Genomic DNA, 24,790 nt, shown 5'->3' on the forward strand with positions numbered 1-24,790 from the left:
AGGAATGTCCGTTTCGGTTACCTCGAATGGCGGTGCGTAATGCCCGGATTGTTCCCGTGGTGGTGAGCAAACTCACACGTAGTTCGTTGAATCCGCCATGCATTCGAAGGGAATTGCATGTTTAGCCTGACGCTTTACAGAATGGGCATCCCGTACCACGCGCCCCCTACGGGCGCGCCCCACGCAGACAAGGGTCCGACACCGCGATGAACACGACGTCCGTACTCCGCACCACGGCCAACCCCCGCCGCTCCACCCTCGCCCACCTCGAGGACGCGCAGGAGCTCGGCCGGGGAGCCCAGCCCGAGTACGCCGCCGCGCTCCCCGGCGCGACCGCCAACCCGCGCCGCACGGTCCTGATGGTCCCGCCCGCCCCGTACGTCCCGGCGTACCTCTCCGCCGAGTGATCAGACGGTCACCGCTACCGGCCGAGATAGCCTGACAGCGTCAGACTCCAGCCAGTAGCAAGTGAGGGGCGACAGCACTCGTGCGCATCGCCAGATTCTCCATCGACGGCAACGTCGCCTTCGGAGCCGTGGAGGGCGAGGGGACCGTCGAGTCCGGCGGCCTGGTCCTCGACATCATCAAGGGCATCCCGTACACCGACTTCGAGCTCAGCGGCACCAAGGTCCCGCTGAGCAAGGTCCGGCTCCTGCCGCCCGTGCTCCCCAACAAGGTCGTGGGCATCGGGCGCAACTACGCGGAGCACGCCAAGGAACTCGGCAACGAGGTCCCCGAGGTCCCGGTGGCCTTCTTCAAGCCCACCACCTCGGTGATCGGCCCCGGCGACGCCATCGAGTACCCCTCCTTCTCCCACGAGCTGCACCACGAGGCCGAACTGGCCGTGGTCATCGGCCGCATGTGCCGCGAGGTGCCCCGCGAGCGCGTCCAGGACGTCGTCTTCGGCTACACCTGTGCCAACGACGTCACCGCGCGCGACGTCCAGAAGCGCGAGTCCCAGTGGGCCCGCGCCAAGGGCTTCGACACCTCCTGCCCGCTGGGCCCCTGGATCGAGACCGGCCTGAGCACCGCCGACGCGAACGACCTCACCGTCCAGGCGACGGTCAACGGCGAACAGCGTCAGCTGGGTCGTACGAGCGACATGATCCGCTCCATCGAGGACCTGGTCGTCCACATCTCCGAGGCCATGACGCTGCTCCCGGGCGACGTCATCCTCACCGGCACCCCCGCCGGGGTCGGCCCCCTCAACGTCGGCGACGAGGTCGCCGTCACCATCGAAGGCATCGGCACTCTCACCAACAGGGTGATCAAGCGTGGCTAACGCGAATATCCGCGTCCGTTTCTGTCCCTCGCCGACCGGCAACCCCCACGTGGGCCTGGTCCGCACCGCCCTCTTCAACTGGGCCTTCGCCCGGCACAACCAGGGCACCATGGTCTTCCGCATCGAGGACACCGACGCTGCGCGCGACTCCGAGGAGTCGTACAACCAGCTCCTCGACTCGCTGAAGTGGCTCGGCCTCGACTGGGACGAGGGCCCCGAGACCGGCGGCCCGCACGAGCCGTACCGCCAGTCGCAGCGGATGGACATCTACAAGGACGTCGCCGAGCGGCTGCTCGCCGGCGGGTACGCGTACCACTGCTACTGCACCCAGACCGAGCTGGACGACCGCCGCGAGGCCGCCCGCGCCGCCGGCAAGCCGTCCGGCTACGACGGCCACTGCCGCGAGCTGACCGCCGAGCAGGTCGAGGTCTACCAGGCGGAGGGCCGCGAGGCCATCGTCCGCTTCCGGATGCCCGACGAGACCATCACCTTCACCGACCTGGTCCGCGGCGAGCTCACCTTCACCCCGGAGAACGTCCCGGACTACGGCATCGTGCGCGCCAACGGCGCCCCGCTGTACACCCTGGTCAACCCGGTCGACGACGCCCTGATGGAGATCACCCACGTCCTGCGCGGCGAGGACCTGCTCTCCTCCACCCCGCGCCAGATTGCGCTCTACAAGGCGCTGATCGAGCTGGGCGTCGCCAAGGAGATCCCGCACTTCGGCCACCTGCCGTACGTGATGGGCGAGGGCAACAAGAAGCTCTCCAAGCGCGACCCGCAGGCCTCTCTCAACCTCTACCGGGAGCGCGGCTTCCTCCCCGAGGGCCTGCTGAACTACCTGTCCCTCCTCGGCTGGTCCTTCTCCGCCGACCAGGACCTCTTCACCATCCCCGAGATGGTCGAGAAGTTCGACATCGCGGACGTCAACGCCAACCCGGCCCGCTTCGACCTCAAGAAGGCCGAGTCCATCAACGCGGACCACATCCGCATGCTGGACGTGAAGGACTTCGCCGCGGCCTGCGAGCCCTGGCTGCGGGCCCCGCACGCGAACTGGGCCCCGGAGGACTTCGACCGGGCCGCCTGGGAGGCCATCGCGCCCTACGCCCAGACCCGCCTGACCGTCCTGTCGGACATCACGGCCAACGTCGACTTCCTCTTCCTGAAGGAGCCGGTCTTCGACCAGCCCTCCTGGGACAAGGCGATGAAGGGCGAGCCCGCCGCCCTCCTCACCACCGCCCGCGAGAAGCTCGTGGCCGCCGACTGGAACGACCCGGAGTCGCTCAAGAACGCCGTCCTGGCCGCCGGCGAGGCCCACGGCCTCAAGCTCGGCAAGGCCCAGGCCCCGGTCCGCGTCGCCGTCACCGGCCGCACGGTCGGCCTCCCGCTCTTCGAGTCCCTCCAGATCCTGGGCGAGGAGAAGACCCTGACCCGCATCGACGCGGCCCTGGCGAAGCTCGCCGGCTGACCCTCCCCGGGCCCGCCCGGAGTACCCCCGTCCCGCCCCGGGACGGGGGTACCGTCGTTTCCATGGCCATCCGCGCCGTCCTCTGGGACATCGACGACACGCTCTTCGATTACGCCGCCGCCGACCGTGCGGGCATGCGCGCCCATCTCGCCGCGGAGGGGCTGCTCGGGCGGTACGGGTCGGTGGAGGACGCCCTCGCGCGCTGGAAGGAGCTCACGGAGCTGCACTGGCGGCGTTACGAGGCGGGCGGCGGGGACTGGCAGGAGCAGCGGCGGGGGAGGGTCCGGGACTTCCTCGGGCGGCCGGAGCTGACCGCCGGGGAGGCCGACGGCTGGTTCGAGCGCTATGTGGTCCATTACGAGGCCGCCTGGGCGCTGTTCCCCGACGCCGTGCCCGTCCTGGACCTGCTCGCCGCCGACTACCGTCAGGCGGTCCTCTCCAACTCCAGCCTGCACAACCAGGACCACAAGCTCCGCGCGCTCGGCGTGCGGGACCGCTTCGAGGCCGTGGTGTGCGCCGTGGAGCTCGGCGTGGCCAAGCCGGCCCCGGAGGCCTTCCATGCCGCCTGCACCGCCCTCGACCTGCGGCCCTGCGAGGTCGCGTACGTGGGGGACCACCCCGACATCGACGCGCGCGGCGCCGACGGGGCCGGCCTGACGGGCATCTGGCTGGACCGCGCGGACACCGGCGGACGGCCCGAACTGAAGCGGATCACGAACCTCCGCCAGCTCCCGGCGCTGCTGCGAGCGGATACGCGTTTTGGAGCACCGTCCACCTTCGGGTAATGTTCTTCCTGCGCCGAGGGGAACGGGCCGAAAGGCCGGAAAGCCCCGGAAGCGCAAGCCAGAGCAAGATCCCCTCTCGATGGGATCGCGCCCCGGTGGCCTATGGTGTAATTGGCAGCACGACTGATTCTGGTTCAGTTAGTCTTGGTTCGAGTCCAGGTAGGCCAGCTCGCAGAGCTCATCTGCAACCGTGGATAATAGATCCACAAAGCCCCCGTTGTGTAGCGGCCTAGCACGCTGCCCTCTCAAGGCAGTAGCGCCGGTTCGAATCCGGTCGGGGGTACAGATCCTTCCCGCAGGATCACTTGGGTAGCTCCCGGTGACTCTGATGCAGGATCGCTAGGGCCCCCGTTGTGTAGCGGCCTAGCACGCCGCCCTCTCAAGGCGGTAGCGCCGGTTCGAATCCGGTCGGGGGTACGAGTTGGTCTAAACCACTTTGGTCTATGGTGTAATTGGCAGCACGACTGATTCTGGTTCAGTTAGTCTAGGTTCGAGTCCTGGTAGACCAGCTTGGATCTGCGGAGACGCAGGATCCATGCCCCCGTTGTGTAGCGGCCTAGCACGCCGCCCTCTCAAGGCGGTAGCGCCGGTTCGAATCCGGTCGGGGGTACGCACAGAAGAAGCCCTTCCCTTCGGGGGAGGGCTTCTTCGTCGTTCCATCACGGACGATCTTGTGGCGGACACAACTCCGGCCCACCGCTGCGGCGTTGGAGCGGTGGGCCGGACACGTGCAGATGAAGCGCGTACAGCTGAACAGAGGGAAAGCGGGTCAGCCGTTGCGGCGCAGGGCCTCGGACAGGCGCGCGGCGGCGTCGATGACCGCCTGGGCGTGCATCCGGCCCGGGTGGCGGGTCAGGCGCTCGATCGGCCCGGAGACCGACACGGCGGCCACCACGCGGTTGCTGGGGCCGCGCACGGGCGCGGAGACGGACGCGACGCCCGGCTCCCGCTCGCCGATCGACTGGGCCCAGCCGCGGCGCCGTACGCCCGACAGGGCCGTCGCCGTGAAGCGGGCGCCCTGGAGGCCGCGGTGCAGCCGCTCGGGCTCCTCCCAGGCCATCAGGATCTGCGCGGACGAGCCGGCCTTCATCGTGAGCGTCGAACCGACCGGGACGGTGTCCCGGAGTCCGGACAGCCGCTCGGCCGCCGCCACGCAGATGCGCATGTCGCCCTGGCGCCGGTAGAGCTGGGCGCTCTCGCCGGTCACGTCGCGCAGATGCGTGAGCACCGGTCCGGCCGTCGCGAGCAGCCGGTCCTCGCCGGCCGCGGCGGCGAGCTCCGCGAGCCGCGGTCCGAGGATGAACCGGCCCTGCATGTCGCGGGCCACCATCCGGTGGTGTTCCAGTGCCACGGCCAGTCGGTGGGCCGTGGGTCGTGCGAGTCCCGTCGCCGCGACCAGTCCTGCGAGGGTGGCCGGACCGGACTCCAGGGCGCTCAGGACAAGGGCTGCCTTGTCGAGAACGCCTACGCCGCTAGAGTTGTCCATGCAACGATATTCGCGTCTCACTCTGTGAAACGCAAGTTCAATTTTCCGAGGAACGCGTCACTCTGGTGAGGCGGCCGCACGACGGCCCGCGAAACGATCTCTAGTGGTGTCGGCGCACGCCGCCGGCCGGAGGGAAAGCGATGGGTAGGACTCTCGCGGAGAAGGTCTGGGACGACCACGTCGTCCGGCGCGCCGAAGGCGAGCCCGACCTCCTCTTCATCGATCTGCACCTGCTGCACGAGGTGACCAGCCCCCAGGCCTTCGACGGCCTGCGCCAGAACGGCCGGCAGGTGCGGCGCCTCGACCTCACCATCGCCACCGAGGACCACAACACCCCGACCCTCGACATCGACAAGCCGATCGCCGACCCGGTCTCCCGCGCCCAGCTGGAGACCCTCCGCAAGAACTGCGCCGAGTTCGGCGTCCGGCTGCACCCGCTGGGCGATGTCGAGCAGGGCGTCGTCCACGTGGTGGGACCGCAGCTGGGACTGACCCAGCCGGGCACCACGGTGGTCTGCGGCGACTCGCACACCTCCACGCACGGCGCCTTCGGCGCGCTGGCGTTCGGCATCGGCACCAGCCAGGTCGAGCACGTGCTCGCCACCCAGACGCTGCCCCTGGCCCGCCCGAAGACCATGGCCATCACCGTGGACGGCGAGCTGCCCGAGGACGTCACCGCCAAGGACCTGATCCTGGCGATCATCGCCCGGATCGGCACCGGCGGCGGCCAGGGCTACGTCCTGGAGTACCGCGGCTCCGCCATCGAGAAGCTCTCGATGGAGGCCCGGATGACCATCTGCAACATGTCCATCGAGGCCGGCGCCCGCGCGGGCATGATCGCCCCCGACGAGACCACCTTCGCCTACCTGAAGGGCCGCGCCCACGCCCCCGAGGGCGAGGACTGGGACGCCGCCGTCGCGTACTGGAAGACCCTCAAGACCGACGAGGACGCCGTCTTCGACGCCGAGGTCGTCATCGACGCCGCCGAGCTCGCGCCGTTCGTCACCTGGGGCACCAACCCCGGCCAGGGCGCGCCGCTTTCGGCGCACGTCCCCGACCCCGCTTCGTACGAAGACGCTTCGGAGCGCCTCGCCGCCGAAAAGGCCCTGGAGTACATGGGGTTGACCGCCGGGCAGCCGCTGCGCGACATCAGGGTCGACACCGTCTTCGTAGGCTCCTGCACCAACGGCCGCATCGAGGACCTGCGCAACGCGGCCTCCCTCCTGGAGGGCCGCAAGGTCGCCGACGGCGTCCGCATGCTGGTCGTCCCCGGCTCCGTCCGGGTCGCCCTGCAGGCCGTCGAGGAGGGCCTGGACAAGGTCTTCAAGGAGGCCGGCGCCGAATGGCGGCACGCGGGCTGCTCCATGTGTCTGGGCATGAACCCCGACCAACTGGCCCCCGGTGAGCGCTCCGCGTCCACCTCCAACCGCAACTTCGAGGGACGGCAGGGCAAGGGCGGCCGCACCCACCTGGTCTCCCCCCAGGTCGCCGCCGCCACCGCCGTCCTGGGCCACCTGGCCTCCCCGGCCGATCTGTCCGACGTCGCCACCACCGCGGGGGTCTGAGGAACCATGGAAGCATTCACCAGCCACACCGGCCGCGCCGTTCCGCTGCGCCGCAGCAACGTCGACACCGACCAGATCATCCCCGCGCACTGGCTCAAGAAGGTCACCCGCGACGGCTTCGAGGACGGCCTCTTCGAGGCCTGGCGCAAGGACGAGCAGTTCGTCCTCAACCGCCCCGAGCGGCAGGGCGCCACGGTCCTGGTGGCCGGCCCCGACTTCGGCACCGGCTCCTCCCGCGAGCACGCCGTCTGGGCGCTGCAGAACTACGGCTTCAAGACCGTGATCTCCAGCCGCTTCGCCGACATCTTCCGCGGCAACTCGCTGAAGAACGGTCTGCTGACGGTGGTCCTGCCGCAGGCGACCGTGGACGCGCTGTGGGAGCTGACCGAGGCCGACCCGACCGCCGAGATCACCGTCGACCTGGAGGCCCGCAAGGTCCTCGCGGCCGGGATCGACGCCGACTTCGAGCTCGACGAGAACGCCCGCTGGCGGCTCCTGAACGGTCTGGACGACATCAGCCTCACCCTTCAGAACGAAGCGGACATCGCGGCCTACGAGGCCGCCAGGCCGGCCTTCAAGCCCCGTACAATTACCGTCTGAGCAGCGCTTTTCCAGTACTGCGCCCCCCACCGTCCGGTGGGGGGCGCAGTCGCTTGTTGAGACCCTGTCGGGCGACAACTCGCCCTAGATGGCACAATCGGTGCATGGAACGCGACAGCCAACTCGAGCTCTACGAGGCAGTCGCCGCCCGATTGAAGGAAGCGCACACAAGGGTGCGCGAACTGCAAGTCCCGGAGGGCGTAAGGATGGCGCTGTCCCGGAAGCTGCTGGTCGTCACGGCCGCGGCGAAGCACGATCTCAAGGACGCGGCAACGCGTCTGGACCGGTTGATGAAGGACCTCGACGAGGGTCGATTCCCTGAAGACGACTGACACCCGGAACTCCGCAACTCGTCCACCGCGTTGCGGCACAAGGGTGATTAGCCCGTTTCGTGTTTGATTTGCGGTATATACATGCCTAACGTGCGAAAAAGCTTGAACACTTTCGTTCCGGCAAAGTCTCCGAAGGGGAAGACGTGAACAAGGCGCAGCTCGTAGAAGCGATTGCCGACAAGTTGGGCGGTCGCCAGCAGGCCGCCGAAGCCGTCGACCACGTGCTCGACGCCATCGTGCGCGCCGTGGTCTCCGGGGACCGGGTCTCGGTCACCGGTTTCGGCTCGTTCGAGAAGGTCGACCGTCCGGCCCGTTACGCCCGCAACCCGCAGACGGGTGAGCGCGTCCGGGTCAAGAAGACCTCCGTCCCGCGCTTCCGTGCCGGTCAGGGCTTCAAGGACCTGGTCAGCGGCTCGAAGAAGCTCCCCAAGGGCGGCGAGGTCTCCGTCAAGAAGGCCCCGAAGGGCTCCCTGACCGGCGGCGCGGCCGCCGCGACGGTGAAGAAGGCGGCGGCCAAGAAGGCCACCACCGCCAAGAAGGCCGCCGCCAAGAAGGCGGCCCCGGCCAAGAAGACCGTGGCGAAGAAGACCACCGCCGCGGCCAAGAAGACGGTCGCCAAGAAGACCACGGCCGCCGCCAAGAAGACCACCGCGGCCGCGAAGAAGGCGACCCCGGCGAAGAAGACCACCGCCGCGGCCAAGAAGACCGTCGCGAAGAAGACCGCGCCGGCCAAGAAGGCCACCGCGAAGAAGGCGCCCGCCAAGAAGACGACGGCGCGCAAGACCACCGCGAAGAAGACCGCCGCGAAGAAGTAGGACGGCTGGTGCTCACACGCCGGGCCGGGCTCCCCCCAGGGGAGCCCGGCCCGCGGCGTGTCCGCCCGCGCTCCTAGAAGGTCTGCAGCGTCACCAGCGTGATCCGCAGGGCACTCCCGGTGCCCTCCGTCTCGATCCGCACCCGCTGCCCCGGCCGCAACAACCGCAGCCCCCCGGCCTCGAAGGCCTCGCCCCCGAACTCCACCGGGGTGCCGTCGTCGAGCAGCACACTGCCGCTGCGGGTCTCGGGGTCGTACGTGTACGCGGTCGCCTGCATACGGCCAGCCTATCGGCCGGGCCCGGGGACGCCCCGGACGACGGCCCGGAGTACGTCCCGGAGGACGGCCCTAGCCCGCGGCCCGTACCCAGCGCGCCGCCGTCCGCGGGCCCACGCCCAGCGCCATGGCCGCCGCCAGGTCGTCGCCGGTGTCGACGTCGCGGCGGACGGAATCGACGTCCGGGAGGTGGATTTCCACCGCGCCCGAGGACAAATGGCGGCGGCGGGAAGGGCCTCCGAATGCGGGTTCCAATTCGACGCCCGGGGCCGCCGAGAGGAATGTCGTACCTATTTCGGCGGCATCGGCGAGAAAAGCCCGGGGAAATTGTCGGGCCACCGCCAGGACCCGGGCCAGCTCGGCGGGGCGGACGGCCGGGAGGTCGGCGTTGAGGGCGGCGATCCGGGCGGCCGGGCGCAGCGCGCGGACCGCGCGGGCGCCGTGCGAGAGGGCGCCGTTGAGGCCCGCGCCCGGGAGGTCCGGGACGATACGGGCGCCGAGGGCGCCGAGCGCCGCCGCGGCCGCCGGGTCGTCCGTGACGACCGCCACATCCCGTACCGCGGCACAGGAAAGGGCCGCCGCCACCGTGTCCTCGGCGAACGCGAGCGCGAGCCGGCCGCGCAGCGCCCCGCCCACGGCGGGTGCGAGGCGGCTCTTGGCGCGGGCCAGCGGCTTCAGGGGCACCACCAGCGACCAGTCGTTCTCGGTGTCGTGCTCGGCGTGGCTCGTCATCGCGCCCCATTCTGTCCCGCCCGCGCGAACCGCCCGAGCCCCGGGGCGTACGGTGTCCTCGACAGGCCAGGAGCAGGGGGTGACACTTGACCCCTTGCGCAGTCCGGAGAAAGGTGTTCGCGTGTCCCGCCGCAGAATCGGCTTCTGGTACCGCCTGGCGGCGGTCATCGCCAAACCCCCACTGGTGGTGCTGTTCAACCGGGACTGGCGCGGACAGGAGCACATCCCGGCCGACGGCGGCTTCATCACCGCGGTCAACCACAACTCGTACCTGGACCCGCTCTCCTACGCGCACTACCAGTACAACACCGGCCGCGTGCCCCGCTTCCTGGCCAAGGCGGGCCTCTTCAAGGCCGGATTCGTCGGCACCATGCTCCGCAACACCGGCCAGATCCCGGTCTACCGCGAGACCACCAACGCCCTGGACGCCTTCCGGGCCGCCGTCGACGCCATCGAGCGCGGCGAGTGCGTCGCCTTCTACCCCGAGGGCACCCTCACCCGCGACCCCGAGATGTGGCCGATGGCCGGCAAGACCGGCGCCGCCCGCGTCGCCCTGCTCACCAAGGCCCCCGTCATCCCGGTCGCCCAGTGGGGCGCCAACCTCGCCATGCCGCCGTACGCCAAGCAGGACAAGCTCCGGCTGCGCCCCCGCAAGACCCTGATCGTGCAGGCCGGTCCGCCGGTCGACCTCTCCCGCTTCTACGACGTCGAGCCCACGCCCGACGTGCTGCGCGAGGCCACCGAGGAGATCATGGCCGCCATCACCCGCCTCCTGGAGGAGGTGCGCGGGGAGCAGGCGCCGGCCGAGCCGTACGACCACCGGAAGGCCCGGCAGGAACAGCGCCGCAAGGCCGCCGCGGAGGGCACGACCGGAGAGGGCACCAAGTGACCAAGGCAGCCGTCTTCGGCAACGGATCGTGGGGCACCGCCTTCGCCATGGTGCTCGCCGACGCGGGCTGCGAGGTGAGCCTGTGGGGCCGCCGCGCCGCCCTCGCCGAGGCCATCAACAGCACCGGGACCAACCCCGAGTACCTCCCCGGCGTCGAACTCCCCAAGGGCATCACGGCCACCGCCGACCCGGCCGAGGCCGCCCGCGACGCCGACTTCACCGTGCTCGTCGTCCCCTCCCAGACGCTGCGCGAGAACCTCGCCCAGTGGGCGCCGAAACTCGCCCCGGACACCGTCCTGGTGTCCCTGATGAAGGGCATCGAACTCGGGACCGCCAAGCGCATGAGCGAGGTCATCCGCGAGGTCGCCGACGTGCCCGCCGAGCGCGTGGCCGTGCTCACCGGCCCCAACCTGGCCAAGGAGATCGCCGCCCGGCAGCCCGCCGCCGCCGTGGTCGCCTGCGCCGACGAGTCGGTCGCCCAGCGGCTCCAGAGCGCCTGCATGACCCCGTACTTCCGCCCGTACACCAACACCGACGTCGTCGGCTGCGAACTCGGCGGCGCGGTGAAGAACGTCATCGGCCTCGCCGTCGGCATCGCCAACGGCATGGGTCTCGGCGACAACTCCAAGGCCACCCTCATCACCCGCGGCCTCGCCGAGACCACCCGCCTCGGCCTCGCCATGGGCGCCGACCCGCTGACCTTCTCCGGCCTCGCGGGCCTGGGCGACCTCGTCGCCACCTGCTCCTCGCCGCTCTCCCGGAACAACACCTTCGGCACCAACCTGGGCCGCGGGATGACCCTCCAGGAGACCATCGCGGCCACCAAGCAGACCGCCGAGGGCGTCAAGTCCTGCGAGTCCGTGCTGGATCTGGGCCGCCGCCACGGCGTCGACATGCCCATCACCGAGACGGTCGTCTCGATCGTCCACGACGGCAAGCCGCCGGTCGTCGCGCTCAAGGAGCTCATGTCGCGCAGCGCCAAGCCCGAGCGCCGCTGAGCCGGGCAAGGAGGGGCCCTTCTTGAGCCGTACGCGCGCGGCGGCCGCGGGGGCTCAGCAGTTCGGACGCCGCAAGGTACGCTCATCGCGATATGAGCGAGAACACCCAGAGCCCCCGCAAGCCGCGCGTGGCCGTCGTCTTCGGCGGACGCAGCTCCGAGCACGCCATCTCCGTCGTCACCGCCGGTGCCGTCCTGCGCGCCATCGACCGGGACAAGTACGACGTGCTGCCCATCGGCATCACCCGCGAGGGCCGCTGGGCGCTGACCGCCGACGCCCCCGAGCGGATGGCCATCAGCGACCGCGCCCTGCCGGACGTCGCCGAACTCGCCGAGTCCGCCACCGGCGGCGTCGTGCTGCCCGTCGACCCGGCCAGCCGCGAGGTGGTCCTCAACGAGCCCGGCGCGCTGCCGCAGGCGCTCGGCGAGGTCGACGTCGTGTTCCCCGTGCTGCACGGCCCGTACGGCGAGGACGGCACCCTCCAGGGCCTCCTGGAGCTCTCCGACATCCCGTACGTCGGCGCCGGCGTCCTCGCCTCCGCCGTCGGCCAGGACAAGGAGTACATGAAGCGGGTCTTCGTCTCCTTCGGCCTGCCGGTCGGCCCGTACGAGGTGATCCGCCCGCGCGAGTGGGAGCAGAACCCGGCCGCCGCCCGCAAGAAGATCGTGGAGTTCGCCGCCGACCACGGCTGGCCGCTCTTCGTGAAGCCGGCCCGCGGCGGCTCGTCCGTCGGCATCACCAAGGTCGACGACCTCTCCGGCCTCGACGAGGCCGTCGAGGAGGCCCGCCGCCACGACCCGAAGATCATCGTGGAGGCGCTGCTGCGCGGCCGCGAGATCGAGTGCGGCGTCCTGGAGTTCGAGGACGGCCCGCGCGCCAGCGTGCCCGCCGAGATCCCGCCGGTCACCGACCACGACTTCTACGACTTCGAGGCCAAGTACATCGACTCGGCCTCCGGCCTGGTGCCCGCGCCGATCGGCGACGAGGCCACCGCCGAGGTGCAGCGGCTCGCGGTCCTCGCCTACGAGTCCGTGTCCTGCGAGGGCCTGGTGCGCGCCGACTTCTTCCTCACCGAGGACGGCGGCTTCGTCATCAACGAGATCAACACCATGCCCGGCTTCACGCCCATCTCGATGTACCCGCGGATGTGGCAGGAGAGCGGCGTCAGCTACCCGGAGCTCGTCGACCGGCTCATCCAGGCCGCGCTCAACCGCTCCACCGGTCTGCGCTAGAACCCCCGGGCCACCCTTGGGTGTCCCGGCCCCCCGGTCTCTCGGAGGCTTCTCTCAGAGGCTGGGGGGCACGGCCTTCTTCACCGGCTCGGCCAGGTCCACCAGCGGGCCGACGTCATGCGCGTAGCGCGCGTCGAGCGTCACCTCCACATACGCCTTGCGGTACGTGGTGGTGAAGCGCGGCCCGTCGCCCGCGCGCGGCTCGAACAGCCAGTTCACGCCGTTCGCGTCGATCCCCTGCGCCTGTGGATCGTTCATCTTTTCGGGCCGGGGGACCCCGCAGCGCAGTACGATCGCCGCATCCCCCCACGCGGCGGTCAGCTCGGACTCCGGCTCGGTCCCGGTCCGCGCCAGACCGGCCACGGTGCCGGGCAGCTCCTTCGCGAGCGCACGGCAGACGGCGGCCTCGGCCGCCGGCGGACCGGGAACCGGCACCGACGCCTTCGCGTCCGACGCGGAACAGCCGGTGGCGGCCGGCAGCAGCAGGGCCGCGGCGACGAAGGCGGGCAGGCCGAAAGGCCGGTGGGAAGACATCACCGGCCAAGGGTAGACGGGGGCTAGATATGCACGACCGGGCAGGTGAGGGTGCGCGTGATGCCTTCCACTTGCTGGACCTTGGCGACCACCATGCGCCCGAGCGCGTCCACGGTGTCGGCCTCGGCCCGCACGATCACGTCATAGGGACCGGTCACGTCCTCCGCCTGGATCACTCCAGGAATCTTGGCGATGGTCTCGGCGACGGTCGTCGCCTTGCCCACCTCGGTCTGAATAAGGATGTACGCCTGAACCACGGAACCTCCAGGGCGGCCACGAGGATCTTGTGGGAGAAAGAGACGCCACGGTACCGCGTCGCCGCGGGCCGCGGGGAGACCTCCGGGCTCGGAGGCGCACGCGGGGTGGCGTACGCACATGAGAAGTTGACGGTCTACTTGACGGTATCCGGCACGGTGACGGCCCGCGACCCGCACGGCGAGGAGCGGCACGGCGGCGCGGCGGCCGGCACGACGACACGAGGTGAATCGCGGTGAAGGGCACAGTCGGAGAGCTCGGCGAGTTCGGGCTCATCAGGGAGCTGACCTCCCGGCTCACCTCCACCCCGGCGGTGCGGATCGGGCCCGGCGACGACGCCGCGGTCGTCTCCGCCCCCGACCGGCGGGTGGTGGCCAGCACGGACATCCTGCTCGAAGGACGCCACTTCCGCCGCGACTGGTCCACGGCCTACGACGTCGGCCGCAAGGCCGCCGCGCAGAACCTCGCCGACATCGCCGCCATGGGCGCCGTCCCCACCGCGCTGCTCCTCGGCCTCGTCGTACCCGCCGAGCTCCCGGTCACCTGGACCACCGAACTCATGGACGGACTGCGCGACGAATGTCAGGTCGCCGGTGCTGCCGTGGTCGGCGGCGACGTGGTCCGCGGCGACACGATCATGGTCTCCATCACCGCCCTCGGCGACCTGCGCAACCACGACCCGGTCATCCGCGGCGGCGCCAAGCCCGGCGACGTGGTCGCCTACACCGGCTGGCTCGGCTGGTCCGCCGCCGGCTACGCGGTGCTCTCCCGCGGCTTCCGCTCCCCGCGCGCCTTCGTCGAGGCCCACCGCCGCCCCGAGCCGCCGTACCACGCCGGCCCCGCCGCGGCCGGCCTCGGCGCCACCGCCATGTGCGACGTCAGCGACGGCCTGATCGCCGACCTCGGGCACATCGCCGAGGCCAGCAAGGTCCGCATCGACCTGCGCTCCGGCCTCATCGACATCCCCAGCCAGATGAACGACATCGGCCAGGCCGTCGGCGTCGACCCGCTGCAGTGGGTGCTCACCGGGGGAGAGGACCACGCGATCGTCGCCACCTTCCCGCCGGACGTGAAGCTGCCCGCCCGCTGGAAGGTCATCGGCGAGGTCCTCAACCCCTCCGCGCTGCCCCAGGTCACCGTCGACGGCGCCCCCTGGCACAGCACCGGCGGCTGGGACCACTTCGGGGAGACCGAGTGACCTCCCGGCCGCCCCTGGTGCTCACCGTCGCCGGATCGGACTCCGGCGGCGGCGCGGGCATCCAGGCCGACCTCAAGACCATGCTCGCGCTCGGCGTCCACGGCATGAGCGTGATCACCGCCGTGACCGCCCAGAACTCCCTGGGCGTCCAAGGCGCCTGGGAGCTGCCCGAGGAGGCCGTACGGGCCCAGTACCGGGCTGTGGTGGACGACATCGGCGTCCAGGCCGTCAAGACCGGCATGCTGGCCTCGGCGGCGCTCGTGGAGACCGTGGCCGAACTGCTTGCCCCCGTGGACGCCCCCGTCGTCGTCGACCCGGTGGGCGTCTCCAAGCACGGCGACTCCCTGCTCGCCGCCTCCGCCCTGGACTCCGTCCGTACGAAGCTGCTGCCCGTCGCGACCGTCGCCACGCCCAACCTGGACGAGGTGGCGCAGCTCACGGGCATCGAGGTCGCGGACGAGGCCGGCATGCGGCGGGCGGCCGACGCGATCCTGGCGTACGGACCGCGCTGGGCCCTGATCAAGGGCGGACACCTGCCCGGAGCCGCCCCGGAGGCCGTGGACCTGCTCACCGACGGCACCGAGGAGCACTGGCTGCGCGCCCCCCGGTACGACAACCGGCACACCCACGGCACCGGCTGCACGCTCGCCTCCGCGGTCGCCTCGGGCCTCGCGAAGGGCCTCACGGTCCCGGAGGCCGTACGGCAGGCCAAGGCGTATGTCACGGGCGCCATCGCCGCCGGATTCGCGCTGGGCGCGGGCATCGGCCCGGTCGACCACGCCTGGCGACTGCGCCGCTAGCCGTCGCCCGCCGGACTGTCTCCGGGCAAGCCGTTTCCGGGCAAGGCAAAAGGCCGGTTCACCGAGGTGAACCGGCCTTTCAAGGCAACCGCAGGGGCTGCGCTACGACACGACGTCGCGATTAGCGCGAGACCTTGCCGGCCTTGATGCACGAGGTGCAGACGTTGAGCCGCTTCGGCGTCCGACCGACCACGGCACGCACACGCTGGATGTTCGGGTTCCAGCGACGAGACGTACGGCGGTGCGAGTGCGAAATGTTGTTGCCGAAGCCCGGCCCCTTGCCGCAGACGTCGCAGTTGGCAGCCACGGGTCACTCCAAAGACTTCAGATTTACAGTGAAACCGGCGCACCGGAATCGGATCAGGGATCTGAAGTGGCTTGCCGGGGAATGGCCCGGTCAGTGCCGGGCAACCGAAGCAGCATACAACGGATGCTTCGGTGGAACGAAACTACCACGGCCCGCCCGGCCCCCGCCCCCGGCTCCGGGCGGACGCCGGTCTACCCTGCGGTGAACCCACCGCGAAGCACAGGAGGACCACCCGTTGCCGCGAGCTCCGCAGACCCTCGACGCCGAGACGGTCCGATCCTGGTGCGCGGGAGCCCTTGCGGCGCTCGGGAGAGAGCGCGCGGAGATCGACGCCATCAACGTCTATCCCGTCGCCGACGGGGACACCGGCACCAACCTCTACCTGACGGTGGAGTCCGCCGCCCGCGCCGTGGACGCCGCCGACCGGGCCGCCGACGTGGCGGAGATCATACGGATCATGGCGCACGGCGCCCTCCTCGGCGCCCGCGGCAACTCCGGCACGATCCTCTCCCAGCTGCTCCGCGGCATGGCCGTGGTCCTCGCCGAGGGCGCCGACGGCGACCACCTCGCCCGCGCCCTCGCGAACGCCGCCGGCCAGGCCCGCCAGGCCGTCGCCCACCCCGTCGAGGGCACCCTCCTCACCGTCGCCGACGCGGCGGCCGGCGCCTGCGCCGCGGGCGGGGACCTCGTCACCGTCGCGGAACGGGCGTACGAGGGGGCCCGCGCCGCCCTCGACGCCACCCCCGGACAGCTCGACGCGCTGCGCCGGGCCGGCGTCGTGGACGCCGGCGGCGCCGGTCTGGTCGCCGTCCTCGGCGCCCTCCTGGAGACCCTCACCGGCGAGGCACCCGACCGGCCCGCCGAACCCGCCCCGCACCACCACCCGCCGCTCGGCACCGACTGCGCCGCCGGCACCGGCCCCGCCTACGAGGTCATCTACCTCCTGGAGGCCGACGACCAGGCCGTGGACCGGCTCCGCGGCCGGCTCGACGAGCTGGGGGAGTCCCTGGTCGTCGTCGGCGGCGACGGCCTGTGGAACGTGCACGTCCACGTCGACGACGCCGGCGCCGCCGTCGAGGCCGGCGTCGAGGCGGGACGCCCGTACCGGATCCGCGTCACCCACTTCGAGAGCCGCCCCGAACCCGCCGAGCGGGCCGTCGTCGCCGTGCTGCCCGGCGAGGGCCTGGCCGGGCTGTGCACCGAGGCCGGTGCCACCACGCTGGTCGCCCGCCCCGGCGAGACCCCCACCGCCGCCGAGCTCACCGAGGCCATCCGGCGCGCCCACGCCCGCGAGATCGTGCTGCTCCCCAACGACACCGAACTGCGCGAGATCGCCGCCGAGGCCGCCGAGCACGCCCGCCGCGAGGGCATCCGGGTCGCCCTCATCCCCACCCGCGCCGCCGTCCAGGGCATCGCCGCGCTCGCCGTCCACGAACCCGAGCGGCGCTTCGACGAGGACGTCGTCGCCATGACCGCCGCCGCCGGCGCCACCCGCTACGCCGAACTCGGCGTCGCCGCACGCCAGTCCTTCACCTCCGCCGGCGTCTGCCAGGCCGGCGACGTCCTCGGCCTCATCGAGGGCGACGTCGCCGTCATCGGCCGGGACCTCACCGCCACCGCCGTCACCGTCCTCGACCGGATGCTCTCCGCCGGCGGCGAACTCGTCACCGTGGTCGTCGCCGCCGACACCCCCGACGACCTCGCCGACACCCTCGAACGGCACGTCCGCACCACCTACTTGGCCGTCGACACCACCGTCTACCACGCCGGCGAGGGAGCGCCCCCGCTGCTCATCGGCGTCGAATAGGCGGGTGTACGGGGCCGAGGGGCGCGACTTCTGTCAGTGCCGTGGTGTGCAATGGACCACGTGCCCGCGCTCGACGAACCCCTCAAGAAACTGCTCGGCGCCGCCACCGCCAAGGTGATGGCCGAGCACCTGGACCTGCACACGGTCGGCGACCTGCTGCACCACTACCCGCGGCGGTACGCCGAGCGCGGCGAGCTCACCGCGCTCGCCGACCTCCCGCTGGACGAGCACGTCACCGTGGTCGCCCAGGTCGCCGACGCGCGCGTGCACACCTTCAACCGGGGCGGCCGCGGCAAGGGCCAGCGCCTGGAGGTCACCATCACCGACGGCAGCGGCCGGATGCAGCTGGTCTTCTTCGGCCGCACCGTCCACTTCCACCAGAAGGAACTGCTGCCCGGCCGGCGCGCCATGTTCGCCGGCAAGGTCGGCATGTTCAACCGGCGCCTCCAGCTCGCCCACCCCGAGTACAAGCTCCTCGACGCCGACAGCGACACCGAGACCGTCAAGGCCTTCGCGAGCGAACTGCTGCCCATCTACCCGGCCTGCAAGCAGCTGGAGTCCTGGACCATCGAGCAGTCCGTCGGCATCGCCCTCGACTCCATGGCCGCCACCGCCTGGGAGGGCCTCGTCGACCCGCTGCCGCCCGCCCTGCGCGAGGGCCGCGGCCTCACCGAGCTGCCCGACGCGCTGCTGAAGATCCACCGGCCGCACACCAAGGCCGACATCGCCGACGCCCGCGACCGCCTCAAGTGGGACGAGGCCTTCGTCCTCCAGGTCGCCCTGGCCCGCCGCCGGCACGCCGACACCCAGCTCGCCGCCGTCCCCCGCCGCCCCGCCCCCGACGGCCTCCTCACCGCCTTCGACGCCCGCCTCCCCTTCACCCTCACCGACGGCCAGCAGAAGGTGTCCGCGGAGATCTTCGACGACCTCGCCACGGAGCACCCCATGCACCGCCTCCTCCAGGGCGAGGTCGGCTCCGGCAAGACCATGGTCGCGCTGCGCGCCATGCTCGCCGTCGTCGACGCCGGGGGACAGGCCGCCATGCTCGCGCCCACCGAGGTGCTCGCCCAGCAGCACCACCGCTCGGTCACCGAGATGATGGGCGACCTCGCCGAGGGCGGCATGCTCGGCGGCGCCGACCAGGGCACCAAGGTCGTGCTGCTCACCGGTTCCATGGGCGCCGCCGCCCGGCGGCAGGCGCTGCTCGACCTGGTCACCGGCGAGGCCGGGATCGTCATCGGCACCCACGCCCTGATCGAGGACAAGGTGCAGTTCCGCGACCTCGGCCTGGTCGTCGTCGACGAACAGCACCGCTTCGGCGTCGAACAGCGCGACGCCCTGCGCGGCAAGGGCAAACAGCCCCCGCACCTGCTCGTCATGACCGCCACGCCCATTCCCCGTACGGTCGCGATGACCGTCTTCGGCGACCTGGAGACCTCCGTCCTCGACCAGCTGCCCGCCGGCCGCTCCCCGATCGCCAGCCATGTCGTCCCCGCCGCCGACAAGCCCCATTTCCTCGCCCGCGCCTGGGAACGGGTCCGCGAGGAGGTCGAGGCCGGCCACCAGGGATACGTGGTGTGCCCGAGGATCGGCGACGAGGAGGACCAGAAGGAGCGGAAGGGCGGCGGGAAGAAGCCCAGCCCCGAGGACGAGGCCGAGAAGCGCCCGCCGCTCGCCGTCCTCGACGTCGCCGAGCAGCTGCGCGCCGGGCCGCTCGCCGGACTCCGCGTCGAGGTGCTGCACGGCCGGATGCACCCCGACGACAAGGACGAGGTCATGCGCCGCTTCGCCGCCGGCGAGGTGGACGTCCTGGTCGCCACCACCGTCATCGAGGTCGGCGTCAACGTGCCCAACGCCACCGCCATGGTGATCATGGACGCCGACCGCTTCGGCGTCTCCCAGCTTCACCAGCTCCGCGGCCGCGTCGGCCGCGGCTCCGCCGCCGGCCTCTGCCTCCTCGTCACCGAGATGCCCGAGGCCAGCCCCGCCCGCCAGCGCCTCGGCGCGGTCGCCTCCACCCTCGACGGCTTCGAGCTCTCCCGGATCGACCTCGAACAGCGCCGCGAGGGCGACGTCCTCGGCCAGGCCCAGTCCGGCGTCCGCTCCTCCCTGCGGGTCCTCGCCGTCATCGAGGACGAGGAGGTCATCGCCGCCGCCCGCGAGGAGGCCACGGCCCTCGTCCTCGCCGACCCCGACCTCACCGCCCACCCCGCCCTGCGCACGGCGCTCGACGCGCTGCTCGACAAGGACCGGGAGGAGTACCTGGAGAAGGGCTGACCACCGCTGACGGCCGCTGACCACCGCTGAGCGCCGCCGGTCGCCGCACACCAGGCCGAATCCCGCCCGGACCGCCATAAGCTATTGCGTACGCAATGGTTTATGGAGAACGAGGAACCCACATGACCCGCGTGATCGCCGGCACCGCCGGCGGACGACGGCTCGCCGTGCCCCCGGGCAACGGCACCCGGCCCACCTCCGACCGCGCGAGGGAAGGTCTCTTCTCCACCTGGGAGTCCTTCCACGGCCTCGCCGGCGCCCGGGTCGCCGACCTGTACGCGGGCTCCGGCGCCGTCGGCCTGGAGGCGCTGTCCCGCGGCGCCGCCCACGCCCTCCTCGTGGAGGCCGAGCCGCGCGCCGCGAAGACCGTCCGCGACAACATCCGCAGTCTCGGCCTGCCCGGCGCCGAGCTGCGCACCGGCAAGGCCGAGCAGATCGTCACCGGAGCGGCCCCGGCCGAGCCGTACGACCTGGTCTTCCTCGACCCGCCCTACGCCGTCGCCGACGCCGATCTCTGCGAGATCCTCCTCACAATGCGGTCGGGGGGCTGGATGGCGGAGGATGCCCTCGTCACCGTGGAGCGCAGCACCCGGGGCGGCGAATTCGGCTGGCCGGACGGCTTCGAACCACTGCGGGCCCGTCGCTACGGCGAGGGAACGTTTTGGTACGGTCGCGCCGCCTCTACGTGCGAAGACGCACGATGACCGGACCGGAGAGCGAGGGAACCAAGTTGCGCCGCGCCGTATGTCCGGGGTCGTTCGACCCCATCACCAATGGACATCTCGACATCATCGCCCGCGCCTCCAAGCTGTACGACGTCGTGCACGTCGCGGTGATGATCAACCAGTCGAAGAAGGGCCTGTTCACGGTCGACGAGCGGATCGAGCTGATCCGCGAGGTCACCGCCGACTTCGGGAACGTCGAGGTCGAGTCCTTCCACGGCCTCCTCGTCGACTTCTGCAAGCAGCGCGACATCCCCGCCATCGTCAAGGGGCTCCGCGCCGTCAGCGACTTCGACTACGAGCTGCAGATGGCCCAGATGAACAACGGGCTCTCCGGCGTCGAGACGCTGTTCGTGCCCACCAACCCCACCTACAGCTTCCTGTCGTCCTCCCTGGTCAAGGAGGTCGCGGCCTGGGGCGGCGACGTCTCCCACCTGGTGCCGCCGCAGGTCCTCGGCCGGCTCACCGAGCGCCTCCGGGAGCGCTGAACCGGGTCTCCACCGGCCGTGCACCGGCCGTGACCCCCGGCCACCGCCCCTGACGCTCCGTCACCAGGTGCCGGACGGGCCCCGACTGGCCTTACAGTCGTCCCGTCCGTCTCCATCCAGCTGTAGAGAGTGGCGAGCACCGGTGGACGTGCAGAAGAAGCTCGACGACATCGTCGATACGGTCCGGAGCGCCCGCTCCATGCCCATGTCGGCGTCCTGCGTGGTCAACCGGGCCGAGCTGCTCGCTCTGCTCGAAGAGGTCAGGGGCGCCCTGCCCGGCTCCCTGGCCCAGGCCCAGGAGCTCCTGGGCGGGCGCGAGCAGATGGTCGAGCAGGCCCGCCAGGAGGCGGAGCGGATCATCGAGGCCGCCCACGCCGAGCGCGGCTCGATCGTCTCCGACTCCCAGGTCGCCCGGCAGTCCCAGGACGAGGCCGAGCGGATCCTCGCCGAGGCCCGCCGCGAGGCCGAGGAGATCCGCGCCGAGGCCGACGACTACGTCGACTCCAAGCTCGCCAACTTCGAGGTCGTCCTCAACAAGACCATCGCCTCGGTGGACCGCGGCCGCGAGAAGCTGCTCGGCCGGGGCCCGGGCCTCGACGCCGAGGGGTACGCCGACGAGGACGCCCCCGAGTACAGCGCGGACCCGCAGACCCTGATCCAGCGCGCCGACGCCTACGTGGACGTCAAGCTGGGCGCCTTCGAGGCCGTCCTGAGTAAGACCCTGGAGGCCGTCGGCCGCGGCCGCCAGACGCTGCACGGCCGGATCGCCTCCGACGCCCTCGGCGAGCACATGGCCGCCCAGGACGCGGCCGGCGGCGCGGGCGGCCTTCACCACGGCAGCGACGCCGACTACCTGGCCGGCCTCGCGGAGCTGGCCGACCCCGAGCCCGAGCCCGTACAGCCGGCCCAGCCGGCGCAGCCCGTACAGATTCCGGCCCAGCAGGACCCGTACGTGTACCAGCAGCAGGACCCCTACGGGTACCAGCAGCCGGTCCAGCAGGACCCCTACGGGTACCCGCAGCAGCCCCAGCAGGCCGACCCCTACGCGTACCAGGGGCAGTACACGTACGAGCAGCAGCAGCCGGTCCAGCAGCAGGCGCCCGCCTCGCTCGACGAGACCAGCTTCTTCGACACGAGCATGATCGACCTCGAACAGCTGCGCCGGTACGAACAGGGCCACTGATCCCGGATTGGGAGCTGCGCGAAGCGTCCAGTATCCTGGCTGTTCGGTCACGCCTGTCGTGGCCCATCCATGCTGCCCTCGTTCGGCAGCCCCTCACGTTGTGAACGATCCGAAAGCAGGAAGAGCCCTGAGCACGCGCCTCGACCACCGCAATCCCCTCGTGTTCGACACACACGAGCTGGGACGGCGTCCTGGTGCCCTGCAGCGGCTCTCCCGCACGGTCGACGCCCCCAGGGACCTGGGGATCGCGGGGGTCATCGCGGTGCCCGAGGGCGCCCCGGTGGAGATCGAGCTCCGCCTCGAGTCGGTCATGGAAGGGGTGCTTGTCACAGGCACCGCCCGTGCGTCGGCCGAGGGGGAGTGCGTAAGGTGTCTGGAGCCCGTCGAGCTTGATGTCGACGCGGACTACCAGGAGATGTTCTCGTACCCCGACTCCGACGACCGGGGCCGCTCCAAGGCGGCCGCGGACGACGAAGCCGAGGACGACGAGAGCATGATCCCCCTCGAGGACGGCATGTTCGACCTCGAACCCGTGCTGCGTGATGCGGTGGTGCTCGCACTGCCGATGCAGCCGGTGTGCCGGGAGGACTGTGAAGGTCTGTGTTCCGAGTGCGGAATCAACCTGAACGACAACCCGGACCACCACCACGACGCCGTCGACGCACGTTGGGCGGCATTGCAGGGACTCGCCGGTTCGCTGGGAACCGATGAGAAGGACAACATGAGCGGCGCCGCAACCGGTGTCGACGAAGAGCAGGAGAAGTAGCCGTGGCTGTTCCGAAGCGGAAGATGTCGCGCAGCAACACGCGCCACCGCCGGTCGCAGTGGAAGGCTGCGGTCCCCACCCTGGTTTCGTGTGAGCGTTGCCAGGAGCCGAAGCAGCAGCACATCGCGTGCCCGAGCTGCGGCACCTACAACAAGCGCCAGGTCCTCTCGGTCTGAGGGGCTGGTGAGAGGCACGATGTCTGACCACGTCAATTCGGCCTCGTCCCACACGCTTCTGGAAGGGCGGCTCGGGTATCAGCTCGAGTCCGCCCTTCTGGTGCGTGCGCTCACCCACCGTTCGTACGCGTACGAGAACGGCGGTCTGCCCACCAACGAGCGGCTGGAGTTCCTCGGGGACTCGGTGCTCGGCCTGGTGGTCACGGACACGCTGTACCGCACCCACCCGGATCTCCCCGAGGGCCAGCTGGCCAAGCTTCGGGCCGCGGTGGTCAACTCGCGTGCGCTGGCGGAGGTGGGCCGCGGCCTCGACCTGGGCTCCTTCATCCGGCTCGGCCGGGGCGAGGAAGGCACGGGCGGCCGGGACAAGGCGTCCATCCTCGCCGACACCCTTGAAGCGGTGATCGGCGCGGTGTATCTCGACCGGGGCCTCGACGCGGCGTCCGAGCTGGTCCACCGGCTCTTCGACCCGCTGATCGAGAAGTCCTCGAACCTCGGTGCCGGCCTGGACTGGAAGACCAGTCTCCAGGAGCTCACCGCGGCCGAGGGTCTCGGTGTGCCGGAGTACCTCGTCAGCGAGGAGGGTCCGGACCACGAGAAGACGTTCACTGCTGCCGCCCGCGTCGGTGGTGTCTCGTACGGCACCGGCACCGGCCGCAGCAAGAAGGAAGCGGAACAGCAGGCGGCGGAGTCCGCGTGGCGCGCGATTCGCGCCGCCGCGGACGAGCGCGCGGCAGCGGCGAAGGCCGCGACCGTGGAAGAGGGCGCCGACACCTCTTCCGCCGGGGACCAGGCCACCGCCTGACCCCTTCCGTTTCCGGGCGCATGCCCCCGTCCCGCTCAGGGACGGGGGCATCGTGCTGTCGGTGCCCGGCGGTAGGCTGCGATCAGCAGTCCCCACCAGCCTTCTGCGTGCCGTCCGGAGGAAGTCCCGTGCCCGAGTTGCCCGAGGTCGAGGTCGTACGACGCGGTCTTGAGCGGTGGGTCGCGGGGCGGACCGTCGCGGAGGTCGAGGTCCTGCACCCGCGCGCGGTGCGCCGGCACCCCGAGGGCGGGGCGGACTTCGCGGCGCGCCTGAAGGGACAGCGGTTCGGGGTCGCCCGACGGCGCGGCAAGTATCTGTGGCTGCCGCTGGACTCCGGCGACGCCTCCGTGCTCGGACACCTCGGGATGAGCGGCCAGCTGCTCGTACAGCCGGAGGACGCGGCGGACGAGAAGCATCTGCGGATCCGGATCCGCTTCGACGACACGGCCGGCACGGAGCTGCGCTTCGTGGACCAGCGGACCTTCGGTGGGCTCTCGCTGCACGACACCGCCCCGGACAGCACCGACGGGCTGCCGGACGTCATCGCGCACATCGCGCGCGACCCGCTGGACCCGGCCTTCGACGACGCCGCCTTCGCGAGCGCGCTGCGGCTGCGGCGGACCACGATCAAGCGGGCGCTGCTCGACCAGTCGCTGATCAGCGGGGTCGGCAACATCTACGCGGACGAGGCGCTGTGGCGCTCGAAGCTGCACTACGAGCGGCCGACGGCCACGTTCACCCGGCCGCGCTCGGCCGAGCTGCTCGGGCACGTCCGGGACGTGATGAACGCGGCGCTCGCGGTCGGCGGCACCAGCTTCGACAGCCTGTACGTGAACGTGAACGGCGAGTCCGGCTACTTCGACCGCTCGCTCGACGCCTACGGGCGGGAGGGCGAGCCCTGTCGCCGGTGCGGGACGCCGATGCGCCGCCGTCCGTGGATGAACCGCTCCAGCTACTACTGCCCGCGCTGCCAGCGTCCGCCGCGCGCGTCCGCCTGACGCACCGCCCGGCTC

The 24,790-nt window shown here is 71.2% G+C and carries 28 protein-coding genes and 5 tRNA genes; 27 read left to right on the forward strand and 6 right to left on the reverse strand.

The window, feature by feature from the left end:
• The first annotated feature begins 206 nt into the window (after positions 1 to 206).
• From JAO84_RS26405 to JAO84_RS26445, 9 genes are all read left to right on the forward strand, one after another.
• The gene (locus JAO84_RS26405; protein ID WP_370415067.1) at positions 207 to 407 is read left to right on the forward strand and encodes a hypothetical protein; all 201 of its coding nucleotides are present in this window, start codon (positions 207 to 209) and stop codon (positions 405 to 407) included.
• Between the two features lie 80 nt (positions 408 to 487).
• Positions 488 to 1,282: a fumarylacetoacetate hydrolase family protein gene (locus JAO84_RS26410; protein ID WP_265864663.1), complete on the forward strand. Its 795-nt coding sequence runs from the start codon at positions 488 to 490 to the stop codon at positions 1,280 to 1,282.
• Complete coding sequence (gltX, locus tag JAO84_RS26415; protein WP_370415068.1) at positions 1,275 to 2,750, forward strand: glutamate--tRNA ligase; 1,476 nt, start codon at positions 1,275 to 1,277, stop codon at positions 2,748 to 2,750. Before JAO84_RS26410 ends, gltX begins: the two co-directional genes overlap by 8 nt.
• Positions 2,751 to 2,812: 62 nt before the next feature.
• Positions 2,813 to 3,535 (forward strand): HAD family hydrolase, encoded by a 723-nt coding sequence (locus JAO84_RS26420; RefSeq protein WP_370415069.1) that lies wholly within the window; start codon positions 2,813 to 2,815, stop codon positions 3,533 to 3,535.
• A gap of 96 nt (positions 3,536 to 3,631) precedes the next feature.
• Positions 3,632 to 3,703, forward strand: a tRNA-Gln gene (locus JAO84_RS26425).
• A 42-nt stretch (positions 3,704 to 3,745) separates the two neighbouring features.
• Positions 3,746 to 3,818, forward strand: a tRNA-Glu gene (locus tag JAO84_RS26430).
• Positions 3,819 to 3,879: 61 nt separating this feature from the next.
• A tRNA-Glu gene (locus JAO84_RS26435) sits at positions 3,880 to 3,952 on the forward strand.
• Between the two features lie 20 nt (positions 3,953 to 3,972).
• Positions 3,973 to 4,044: transfer RNA gene (locus tag JAO84_RS26440), tRNA-Gln, on the forward strand.
• A 28-nt stretch (positions 4,045 to 4,072) separates the two neighbouring features.
• Positions 4,073 to 4,145: transfer RNA gene (locus tag JAO84_RS26445), tRNA-Glu, on the forward strand.
• A gap of 159 nt (positions 4,146 to 4,304) precedes the next feature.
• Here the strand turns inward: JAO84_RS26445 and ndgR are convergent.
• Entirely contained in the window at positions 4,305 to 5,021 is a 717-nt protein-coding gene (gene ndgR / locus JAO84_RS26450; protein WP_005311436.1) for an IclR family transcriptional regulator NdgR, read from the reverse strand.
• Positions 5,022 to 5,161: 140 nt separating this feature from the next.
• Between ndgR and leuC the strand changes: the two genes are divergently transcribed.
• The 4 genes from leuC to JAO84_RS26470 all read left to right on the forward strand — a co-directional run bounded on the left by leuC (position 5,162) and on the right by JAO84_RS26470 (position 8,333).
• Entirely contained in the window at positions 5,162 to 6,586 is a 1,425-nt protein-coding gene (gene leuC, locus JAO84_RS26455) for a 3-isopropylmalate dehydratase large subunit (protein ID WP_370415070.1), read from the forward strand.
• A gap of 6 nt (positions 6,587 to 6,592) precedes the next feature.
• Positions 6,593 to 7,186 carry a 3-isopropylmalate dehydratase small subunit gene (gene leuD, locus JAO84_RS26460; RefSeq protein ID WP_265864659.1) on the forward strand — a complete coding sequence of 198 codons (594 nt, stop codon included), beginning with the start codon at positions 6,593 to 6,595 and terminating at the stop codon, positions 7,184 to 7,186.
• A 104-nt stretch (positions 7,187 to 7,290) separates the two neighbouring features.
• Positions 7,291 to 7,518, forward strand: coding sequence for a hypothetical protein (locus JAO84_RS26465; RefSeq protein ID WP_265864658.1), 228 nt, complete (start codon positions 7,291 to 7,293; stop codon positions 7,516 to 7,518).
• Positions 7,519 to 7,661: 143 nt separating this feature from the next.
• Positions 7,662 to 8,333 (forward strand): HU family DNA-binding protein, encoded by a 672-nt coding sequence (locus JAO84_RS26470; RefSeq protein WP_265864657.1) that lies wholly within the window; start codon positions 7,662 to 7,664, stop codon positions 8,331 to 8,333.
• A 73-nt stretch (positions 8,334 to 8,406) separates the two neighbouring features.
• On the opposite strand, the gene JAO84_RS26475 is transcribed toward JAO84_RS26470, so the two are convergent.
• On the reverse strand, positions 8,407 to 8,610 hold the full coding sequence (locus JAO84_RS26475) for a hypothetical protein (RefSeq protein ID WP_265864656.1): 204 nt from the start codon (positions 8,608 to 8,610) through the stop codon (positions 8,407 to 8,409).
• A 70-nt stretch (positions 8,611 to 8,680) separates the two neighbouring features.
• A complete protein-coding gene (cofC, locus tag JAO84_RS26480; RefSeq protein ID WP_370415071.1) occupies positions 8,681 to 9,340 on the reverse strand; it encodes a 2-phospho-L-lactate guanylyltransferase in 660 nt (219 codons plus the stop codon).
• Between the two features lie 121 nt (positions 9,341 to 9,461).
• Between cofC and JAO84_RS26485 the strand changes: the two genes are divergently transcribed.
• The 3 genes from JAO84_RS26485 to JAO84_RS26495 all read left to right on the forward strand — a co-directional run bounded on the left by JAO84_RS26485 (position 9,462) and on the right by JAO84_RS26495 (position 12,459).
• On the forward strand, positions 9,462 to 10,229 hold the full coding sequence (locus tag JAO84_RS26485) for a lysophospholipid acyltransferase family protein (protein ID WP_370415072.1): 768 nt from the start codon (positions 9,462 to 9,464) through the stop codon (positions 10,227 to 10,229).
• On the forward strand, positions 10,226 to 11,227 hold the full coding sequence (locus JAO84_RS26490) for an NAD(P)H-dependent glycerol-3-phosphate dehydrogenase (RefSeq protein WP_265864653.1): 1,002 nt from the start codon (positions 10,226 to 10,228) through the stop codon (positions 11,225 to 11,227). Before JAO84_RS26485 ends, JAO84_RS26490 begins: the two co-directional genes overlap by 4 nt.
• Positions 11,228 to 11,319: 92 nt before the next feature.
• Complete coding sequence (locus JAO84_RS26495) at positions 11,320 to 12,459, forward strand: D-alanine--D-alanine ligase family protein (RefSeq protein WP_370415073.1); 1,140 nt, start codon at positions 11,320 to 11,322, stop codon at positions 12,457 to 12,459.
• A 54-nt stretch (positions 12,460 to 12,513) separates the two neighbouring features.
• On the opposite strand, the gene JAO84_RS26500 is transcribed toward JAO84_RS26495, so the two are convergent.
• Both JAO84_RS26500 and JAO84_RS26505 read right to left on the reverse strand, forming a co-directional pair.
• A complete protein-coding gene (locus JAO84_RS26500; protein ID WP_370416873.1) occupies positions 12,514 to 12,993 on the reverse strand; it encodes a DUF3515 domain-containing protein in 480 nt (159 codons plus the stop codon).
• 23 nt (positions 12,994 to 13,016) lie between these two features.
• Positions 13,017 to 13,250, reverse strand: coding sequence for an Lrp/AsnC family transcriptional regulator (locus tag JAO84_RS26505; RefSeq protein ID WP_265864650.1), 234 nt, complete (start codon positions 13,248 to 13,250; stop codon positions 13,017 to 13,019).
• Positions 13,251 to 13,483: 233 nt separating this feature from the next.
• On the opposite strand from JAO84_RS26505, the gene JAO84_RS26510 reads away from it, so the two are divergent.
• Complete coding sequence (locus JAO84_RS26510) at positions 13,484 to 14,446, forward strand: thiamine-phosphate kinase (protein WP_265864648.1); 963 nt, start codon at positions 13,484 to 13,486, stop codon at positions 14,444 to 14,446.
• Positions 14,443 to 15,246 carry a bifunctional hydroxymethylpyrimidine kinase/phosphomethylpyrimidine kinase gene (gene thiD / locus JAO84_RS26515; RefSeq protein WP_370415074.1) on the forward strand — a complete coding sequence of 268 codons (804 nt, stop codon included), beginning with the start codon at positions 14,443 to 14,445 and terminating at the stop codon, positions 15,244 to 15,246. The genes JAO84_RS26510 and thiD overlap by 4 nt, the downstream gene beginning before the upstream one ends.
• Before the next feature lie 121 nt (positions 15,247 to 15,367).
• On the opposite strand, the gene rpmB is transcribed toward thiD, so the two are convergent.
• On the reverse strand, positions 15,368 to 15,553 hold the full coding sequence (rpmB, locus tag JAO84_RS26520) for a 50S ribosomal protein L28 (protein ID WP_003957616.1): 186 nt from the start codon (positions 15,551 to 15,553) through the stop codon (positions 15,368 to 15,370).
• Between the two features lie 235 nt (positions 15,554 to 15,788).
• Between rpmB and JAO84_RS26525 the strand changes: the two genes are divergently transcribed.
• From JAO84_RS26525 to mutM, 9 genes are all read left to right on the forward strand, one after another.
• The gene (locus JAO84_RS26525) at positions 15,789 to 17,360 is read left to right on the forward strand and encodes a DAK2 domain-containing protein (RefSeq protein WP_370415075.1); all 1,572 of its coding nucleotides are present in this window, start codon (positions 15,789 to 15,791) and stop codon (positions 17,358 to 17,360) included.
• A gap of 51 nt (positions 17,361 to 17,411) precedes the next feature.
• Positions 17,412 to 19,637 carry an ATP-dependent DNA helicase RecG gene (recG, locus tag JAO84_RS26530; RefSeq protein WP_370415076.1) on the forward strand — a complete coding sequence of 742 codons (2,226 nt, stop codon included), beginning with the start codon at positions 17,412 to 17,414 and terminating at the stop codon, positions 19,635 to 19,637.
• Positions 19,638 to 19,759: 122 nt separating this feature from the next.
• Positions 19,760 to 20,341, forward strand: coding sequence for a 16S rRNA (guanine(966)-N(2))-methyltransferase RsmD (gene rsmD / locus JAO84_RS26535; RefSeq protein ID WP_370415077.1), 582 nt, complete (start codon positions 19,760 to 19,762; stop codon positions 20,339 to 20,341).
• Between the two features lie 26 nt (positions 20,342 to 20,367).
• On the forward strand, positions 20,368 to 20,847 hold the full coding sequence (gene coaD, locus JAO84_RS26540) for a pantetheine-phosphate adenylyltransferase (RefSeq protein ID WP_265864814.1): 480 nt from the start codon (positions 20,368 to 20,370) through the stop codon (positions 20,845 to 20,847).
• Positions 20,848 to 20,989: 142 nt separating this feature from the next.
• A complete protein-coding gene (locus JAO84_RS26545; RefSeq protein ID WP_370415078.1) occupies positions 20,990 to 22,030 on the forward strand; it encodes a cell division initiation protein in 1,041 nt (346 codons plus the stop codon).
• A gap of 100 nt (positions 22,031 to 22,130) precedes the next feature.
• Positions 22,131 to 22,796: a DUF177 domain-containing protein gene (locus tag JAO84_RS26550; RefSeq protein ID WP_370415079.1), complete on the forward strand. Its 666-nt coding sequence runs from the start codon at positions 22,131 to 22,133 to the stop codon at positions 22,794 to 22,796.
• 2 nt (positions 22,797 to 22,798) lie between these two features.
• Positions 22,799 to 22,972: a 50S ribosomal protein L32 gene (gene rpmF, locus JAO84_RS26555; protein WP_030496967.1), complete on the forward strand. Its 174-nt coding sequence runs from the start codon at positions 22,799 to 22,801 to the stop codon at positions 22,970 to 22,972.
• Between the two features lie 19 nt (positions 22,973 to 22,991).
• The gene (gene rnc, locus JAO84_RS26560; protein ID WP_265864641.1) at positions 22,992 to 23,777 is read left to right on the forward strand and encodes a ribonuclease III; all 786 of its coding nucleotides are present in this window, start codon (positions 22,992 to 22,994) and stop codon (positions 23,775 to 23,777) included.
• A 128-nt stretch (positions 23,778 to 23,905) separates the two neighbouring features.
• Positions 23,906 to 24,775 carry a bifunctional DNA-formamidopyrimidine glycosylase/DNA-(apurinic or apyrimidinic site) lyase gene (gene mutM, locus JAO84_RS26565; RefSeq protein WP_370415080.1) on the forward strand — a complete coding sequence of 290 codons (870 nt, stop codon included), beginning with the start codon at positions 23,906 to 23,908 and terminating at the stop codon, positions 24,773 to 24,775.
• The last annotated feature ends 15 nt before the right edge of the window (positions 24,776 to 24,790 follow it).

It is taken from the genome of Streptomyces fradiae, assembly GCF_041270065.1.
In the GTDB taxonomy this organism is placed as follows: Bacteria; Actinomycetota; Actinomycetes; order Streptomycetales; family Streptomycetaceae; genus Streptomyces.